Below are 6,366 nucleotides of genomic sequence, written 5' to 3'. Positions count from 1 at the left end.
AGGCGCAGCGCATGTTGGGCGTCAGGCTGTCATCCTCGAAATCCAACTCGAGCGTTTCGGGGTCGAACACCATGTTTTCAATGATGGTGCCGAACATCGAGCAGGTGGCGTAGATTTCCGGCTCTGCTTCGGCGCTCAGATTGACGGTCTTGGCATAGCAGCCACCCTCGAAATTGAAGGTGCCGCGATCCGACCAGCCGTGTTCGTCATCGCCCAAGAGCGTGCGGTCAGGATCGGCGGATAGCGTGGTCTTGCCGGTGCCTGAGAGGCCAAAGAAGATGGCGGTATCAACCGGATTGCCCTGCGCGTGGTTGGCAGAGCAATGCATCGGCATGATGCCTTTTTCCGGCAAGAGGTAGTTGAGCAGCGAGAACACCGATTTCTTGTTTTCGCCTGCGTATTCGGTATTGCCCACAAGGATCAGCTTGCGGTCGAAATTCATTGCGATCACGGTTTCCGAGCGGCAGTCGTGGCGCGCGGGGTCGGCCTTGAAGCCGGGGCAATTGATGACGGTGAAATCGGCGGTGAAACTGTCGAGCGCCGCGCGCTCGGGGCGGCGCAGCATGGTGCGATTGAAGAGGCTGTGCCACGCCAGTTCCGAAATCATCCGCATGTTGATGGAATGCGCAGGGTCTGCGCCGCCGATCAGGTCCTGCACATAGACATCGCGGCCCTTGAGATAGGTCAGCATGTCGGCATAGAGCGCCTCGAACCCTTCTGGCGACATGGCGGCGTTGTTTTCCCACCAGATCGTATCGGCAACGCTGTCGGTCTTGACGATATGCTTGTCCTTGGGCGAGCGGCCGGTGAATGTGCCGGTGGTCACAAGCAGCGTGCCACCCTGGCCAAGCGTGCCCTCACCATTCTTGAGCGCCGCTTCGATCAGCGCCGGTTCGATGAGGTTGTAATGGACATGGCCCAGCCCTGTGATGCCTTGATCCTCAAGCTGGAAATGCGGGTTCACCCGTCCGATTGTCATATTGTCAAGCTCCTGTTCGCCAGATCCGCGCCTGTGCTGTCGGATCGTTCAGGGCGCCGCCGTTGCGGCGTCGGTCGGGCAACATGCCCGGCTGGGCGGCTCTTAGCACGCAGCTTGTGAAAAATAACAGGGCAGATTCATATGGTTAGCGCAACCAGCCGCAGGTTAGCGCAACCAAGTGGATGTTGGCGCAAACATTGCACCCCCTGAGCGTGTAAAGTGAGTCAATTTAGCCATTATCAAGATATTTTTGCGTCAATTGACCATGGCGACCCGGCTGATTCGCAGATTTGAATTGATAAGATGGCCGGAAACAGAGCATAGTGGCACAAAAAATGCAGGCAGACCGAGCAGTAAAAGGAATAGAACTATGTCCAAAATCGCCCTCGTGGACGATGACAGGAATATTCTGACATCCGTATCCATGACTCTTGAAGCCGAAGGCTTTGAGGTAGAAACCTATAATGATGGCCAACAGGCCTTTGACGCCTTCAGCAAGAAATTGCCCGATATGGCCGTGCTCGACATCAAGATGCCGCGCATGGATGGCATGGACCTGTTGCAGCGCTTGCGCCAGAAATCGCAGATGCCCGTGATCTTCCTTACCTCCAAGGATGATGAGATCGACGAGGTTCTGGGTCTGCGCATGGGTGCCGATGACTATGTGAAAAAGCCGTTTTCGCAGCGCTTGCTGGTGGAACGCATCCGCGCCCTGTTGCGGCGTCAGGATGCCGCCAACGGGCATGTCGTGGTCGAGACCGAAGAAACCAAGGTGATCGAACGCGGCAATCTGCTGATGGACCCGCTGCGCCATTCGGTAAGCTGGAAAGGGCAGGACGTGTCGCTGACTGTGACCGAATTCCTGCTGCTTCAGGCGCTGGCCAAGCGGCCCGGCTTCGTCAAGAGCCGCGATCAACTGATGGACGTGGCCTATGACGATCAGGTCTATGTCGACGACCGCACCATCGACAGCCACATCAAGCGGTTGCGCAAGAAGCTGCGCATGGTCGATCCCGAGTTTTCGGCGATCGAGACGCTTTATGGGATCGGGTATCGGTACAACGAAGAATAATGGCTCTGGTCGAGCGGATAGGGGTGCGGAACGTGCAGCCGCGTAAGGATAACGATCTTGTCCTTGGCGATGATTTCGTGGCACCGGATCGTCTGGACGAAGGAGAGCTGAACGCCCGTCGCGCCAAGCGCGGGTGGTTCAGTTTTCGTGACTCCTCGCTCACCCGCAAGATCATCACCTTCAATCTGATTGCCCTCAACGTGCTGGTTGTGGGCATCCTGTATCTCAACTCATCGCGCGACAATCTGGCGATGCAGCGCGCCAACAGCCTGATGGTTCAGACCGCGCTCATTGCCGATGTGGTCGAGGCGCGGCTGCCCGCAGGCGCGCCGGTCAGCTTTGCCACCGGCGACGGGGTGGATATGGCCAGCACGCTTGCGCATCTTGATGTGCAGACCGGCACCGAGGTCTTGCTCTTTGACCGCACCGGGATGCTCGTCGGGCGCAAGCAGGGGGACACGCTGGGCCAAGGCGGCACCGCAACCCTGCCCGCAACGCCGATGACGGATCTCCTCAGCCGCCTGTGGGAACGGATTTCGAGCCCGTTTTCCGGGGCGGATAAGACCGCAGCAGGGCGCGGGGTCGAAGACGTGGCGCGTGACATGGTTGATCTGGCGGTTGGCGGCGGCGTGCAATTGCGCACCGCTGAAACCGCGCAGGGGGTCGTGCTGACCGTGGCTGCCCCGGTCATGCAGGGCGATACGCCGGTTGCGGTGGTGGCACTGGCCAATGCCAGCGGCGAAATTGACAAACTGGCGCGGGTCGAGCGCGAGCGTGTGCTCCAGATGTTCCTGATTGCGACGCTGGTGTCGGTGGGCCTCAGCCTTATCCTGGCCTCGACCATATCCAACCCGCTGGCCGATCTGGCGGCGGCGGCGGAAATTGGGCGCGACCGCAACAAAGGCAAGGGAGCCAAGGGGCGCATCCGCATCCCCGACCTGACCGCGCGCCCCGACGAGATCGGGCGTCTGAGCGGCGCGTTGCGCGGCATGGTCTCGGCGCTCTATCACCGGATCGACAGCAACGAACAATTCGCCGCCGATGTGGCGCATGAGATCAAGAACCCGCTGGCCAGCCTGCGCTCGGCGGTGGGCACCATGCGCATCGCCAAGCGCGACGATCAGCGCGAGCGGTTGTTGGAGGTGATCGAACATGATGTGCGCCGTCTGGACCGTCTGGTGAGCGATATTTCCAACGCCTCGCGGCTTGACAGCGAATTGGTCAAGGAAGAGCAGGAAGCGTTCGATCTGCTCAAGATGTTGCAGAACCTCGGGAATTATCTGGGTGAAGAGGCACAGAAGAACGGGATCGAATTCATCATGGATTTCCCGCCGCAGCCTATCGTCATCACCGGGCTCGAAGGGCGGCTGGCGCAGGTCTTTGTCAATCTCATCACCAATGCCATCAGTTTCTGCGAAGACGGTGACGCGATCCGCGTCTGGGCGCGCAGGCGGGCCAACCGCGTGCTGGTAGTGGTCGAGGATACCGGGCCGGGCATTCCCGAACAGGCGCTGGAAAAGGTATTCCAACGCTTTTATTCGCAGCGGCCCGAGGGCGATTTCGGCAACAATTCCGGTCTTGGCCTTGCCATCTCCAAGCAGATCGTCGAGGCGCATGATGGCGTGATCTGGGCCGAAAACATTCGCCCCACCCATGCCGATGCCACCTCTGATCCGCTGGGCGCACGGTTTGTCGTGGGTCTGCCGGTCTGAGCCGGTGACAGGCACGCCCCCCCGCGACGAGATCATCCTGCACGCCACCTGCGTGGCCCATTCGGGGCGCGCGGTGTTGATCCGGGGCGCATCGGGGCGCGGTAAATCCGGCCTTGCCCTAGAGCTTTTGGCGCTTGGCGCGGGGCTGGTCGCCGATGACCGCACGCGGCTCTGGCTGGCGGAGGGGTGCATCATGGCAGACGCACCAGCCACCATCCGAGGTCAGATCGAGGCGCGCGGCATGGGTATCCTAAGCCTGCCCGCTGTCGGGCCACAGCCGCTTGCGCTCATCGTCGATCTGGACACTGAGAGCACAGAGCGCCTGCCGCCGCTGACCCATGCCGATTTATTGGGGCAGAGCGTGCCGCTTGTAAAAAAAGCGGATCATGCACATTTCCCGGCGGCGGTCCTGCTATATCTCATTCATGGGACGTTGATCTGAAGGAGCCACACCATGCCGCCCGAGCCTGACGCCCGCCCAAGTGCCGGGGAGGCGCGCAATCGCCTGGTTCTGGTCACGGGCCCCTCTGGCGCCGGGCGCAGCACCGCGATCCGCGCGCTTGAGGATATGGGCTATGAGGCAATCGACAACATGCCGCTCTCGCTCTTGCCGCGCCTGTTGGAGGGGCCGCAATCGGACAAGCCGCTGGCCCTTGGGATCGACGCCCGCAATCGGGATTTCTCGACCAACGCGCTGACGGGCATGATCTACCAAAGCGATTGGCACCCCGGCCAGCCGCTTCAGGTGCTCTACCTCGATTGCCGCGCGGATATCCTGCAACGGCGGTTTTCGGAAACCCGCAGGCGGCATCCGCTGGCCCCGGACGAGAGCGCAGAGGCCGGGATTGCGCGCGAGTTTGATCTGCTCTCGCCAGTGCGCGCGCGCGCAGACCTCTTGATCGACACCTCCGACATGACGCCGCATGACCTGCGCGCCGAGTTGGGGCGGTGGTTTGGTCCCGGCGAGGCCGAAAGCCTTGCGGTCTCGGTGCATTCGTTTTCCTACAAGCGCGGCTTGCCGCGTGGTCTTGATATGGTGTTCGACTGCCGTTTCCTGCGCAATCCCTATTGGCAGCCGGAGTTGCGCAGCTTGGACGGTCGCGCGCCCGAGGTGGCGACACATATCGCAGGTGATCCGCTCTTTGCGGAATTTCGCCGCCGGGTGACAGAGATGGTCGAACTCTTGCTGCCGGCCTATGAGACCGAGGGCAAAGCCTATCTCTCGATCGGGTTTGGCTGCACCGGCGGGCAACATCGCAGCGTGGCCATGGCAGAAACTTTGGGTGCGACCCTTGCGAAAGACGGCTGGCAAGTGTCAATAAGGCATCGGGAACTGGAGCGGCGCAGCGGGGCAGAGGCCCATGGCCCCGCCCGCGACGTCTGAGGAGTGACGCAGTCTTGATCGGGATCGTGATCGTGGCACATGGCGGGCTGGCCAATGAGTATCTCAGGGCCGTCGAGCATGTGGTGGGCGCCCAGACCGGCGTGATGGCGATTTCCATCGAGAGCGACCATGATCGCACCGCCAAGCAGGACGAGATCTGTGCCGCCGCCGATGCGGTCGATACCGGGGGCGGTGTCGTGCTCGTGACCGATATCTTTGGCGGATCGCCCTCGAACCTGTCGCTGCGCGCCTGCCGCCCCAATGACCGGCGCATTCTCTATGGGGCCAACCTGCCGATGCTGATCAAGCTCGCCAAGAGCCGGCACATGGCGCTGCCCGATGCGGTGCGCGCGGCGCTCGAGGCGGGGCGCAAATATATCGACAGCCACAATGTATCGGAAGAGTGAGGAGGCGAGGGTGAGCATGGACAAGGTGACGCGGCGAATGGAGATCGTCAACGAAAAGGGGCTGCATGCGCGGGCCGCCGCCAAACTTGTCGAGGTGGTCGAGGGCTTTGACGCCCGCGCCGAGGTCTCTTGCAATGGGCAATCTGCCTCTGGTGACAGCATCATGGGGCTTTTGATGTTGGCAGCGGCCAAAGGAACCACTATTGACGTCGAAATCGTCGGGCCGGACGCAACCCCTCTGGCCGAGGCGGTTGCGGCACTGGTTGCGGACAGGTTCGGCGAGGGCATGTAGGCGCGCAGGATCAGGCAGTCGCGACATGAGCGGGACAGGAACAAACTAGTGAACACCAAGGCGCAGCCAGAGTCCGGCAAAGAGACGGGCGAAACGGTCCTCTTTACCAAATACGACCGCCGCAGCCTGACCTATGCCAACAGTTTCGACAATGGGCTGACATCGTTCATCATCCGCGTGATGGAATGGATGACCGGCAAGATCACCATCCTGCGCATGATCCGAAAATTCGAGAAGCGCGGCGCGCCGACCGGTCAGGCATTCTGGCGCGCGGCCTTGGATACGATGGGTATTCCGCTCCTGACCCCCGATGCCGAGGTGGCGCATATCCCGCTTGAGGGGCCGGTGGTGGTTGTGGCCAACCATCCGCATGGTCTGGTGGATGGGATGATCCTGGCCGATCTGATCGGGCGGCGGCGCAGCGATTACAAGATCCTCACGCGCGCGCTTTTGACCGGGATCGACGAGGTGGCGGCCTCTTACATGATCTCTGTCCCTTTCCCGCATGAACCCGATGCAC

The 6,366-nt window shown here is 61.4% G+C and carries 7 protein-coding genes and 1 pseudogene; 7 read left to right on the top strand and 1 reads right to left on the bottom strand.

Features of this window, described 5'->3' with window-relative positions; genetic code table 11:
* On the bottom strand, positions 1 to 979 hold a 979-nt coding region (locus tag KBT70_RS16830; protein ID WP_296636798.1), incomplete at its 3' end, for a phosphoenolpyruvate carboxykinase (ATP).
* Positions 980 to 1,349: 370 nt separating this feature from the next.
* Here KBT70_RS16830 and KBT70_RS16825 point away from each other — a divergent pair.
* The 7 genes and pseudogenes from KBT70_RS16825 to KBT70_RS16795 form a co-directional block, all read left to right on the top strand.
* Complete coding sequence (locus KBT70_RS16825; RefSeq protein WP_037273860.1) at positions 1,350 to 2,051, top strand: response regulator transcription factor; 702 nt, start codon at positions 1,350 to 1,352, stop codon at positions 2,049 to 2,051.
* The gene (locus KBT70_RS16820; RefSeq protein ID WP_296636791.1) at positions 2,051 to 3,763 is read left to right on the top strand and encodes a sensor histidine kinase; all 1,713 of its coding nucleotides are present in this window, start codon (positions 2,051 to 2,053) and stop codon (positions 3,761 to 3,763) included. Before KBT70_RS16825 ends, KBT70_RS16820 begins: the two co-directional genes overlap by 1 nt.
* Before the next feature lie 4 nt (positions 3,764 to 3,767).
* On the top strand, positions 3,768 to 4,205 hold the full coding sequence (locus KBT70_RS16815) for a serine kinase (protein WP_296636786.1): 438 nt from the start codon (positions 3,768 to 3,770) through the stop codon (positions 4,203 to 4,205).
* A gap of 12 nt (positions 4,206 to 4,217) precedes the next feature.
* On the top strand, positions 4,218 to 5,147 hold the full coding sequence (gene rapZ, locus KBT70_RS16810) for an RNase adapter RapZ (RefSeq protein WP_296636783.1): 930 nt from the start codon (positions 4,218 to 4,220) through the stop codon (positions 5,145 to 5,147).
* A gap of 14 nt (positions 5,148 to 5,161) precedes the next feature.
* Complete coding sequence (locus KBT70_RS16805) at positions 5,162 to 5,554, top strand: PTS fructose transporter subunit IIA (RefSeq protein ID WP_296636780.1); 393 nt, start codon at positions 5,162 to 5,164, stop codon at positions 5,552 to 5,554.
* Between the two features lie 16 nt (positions 5,555 to 5,570).
* Complete coding sequence (locus tag KBT70_RS16800; protein WP_296636802.1) at positions 5,571 to 5,846, top strand: HPr family phosphocarrier protein; 276 nt, start codon at positions 5,571 to 5,573, stop codon at positions 5,844 to 5,846.
* 48 nt (positions 5,847 to 5,894) lie between these two features.
* Positions 5,895 to 6,366, top strand: a pseudogene (locus KBT70_RS16795) (acyltransferase); the annotation flags it as partial.

The sequence above is a fragment of the Roseovarius sp. genome (assembly GCF_018066915.1).
GTDB lineage: Bacteria > Pseudomonadota > Alphaproteobacteria > Rhodobacterales > Rhodobacteraceae > Roseovarius.
This window is presented reverse-complemented; position numbering and strand designations above follow the sequence as displayed.

Excerpts from the sequence above, each read along its gene's own strand:
- KBT70_RS16800 (WP_296636802.1), top strand. The coding sequence starts at position 5,571 with ATGGACAAGGTGACGCGGCGAATGGAGATCGTCAACGAAAAGGGGCTG.
- KBT70_RS16825 (WP_037273860.1), top strand. The coding sequence starts at position 1,350 with ATGTCCAAAATCGCCCTCGTGGACGATGACAGGAATATTCTGACATCC.
- rapZ (WP_296636783.1), top strand. The coding sequence starts at position 4,218 with ATGCCGCCCGAGCCTGACGCCCGCCCAAGTGCCGGGGAGGCGCGCAAT.
- KBT70_RS16820 (WP_296636791.1), top strand. The coding sequence starts at position 2,051 with ATGGCTCTGGTCGAGCGGATAGGGGTGCGGAACGTGCAGCCGCGTAAG.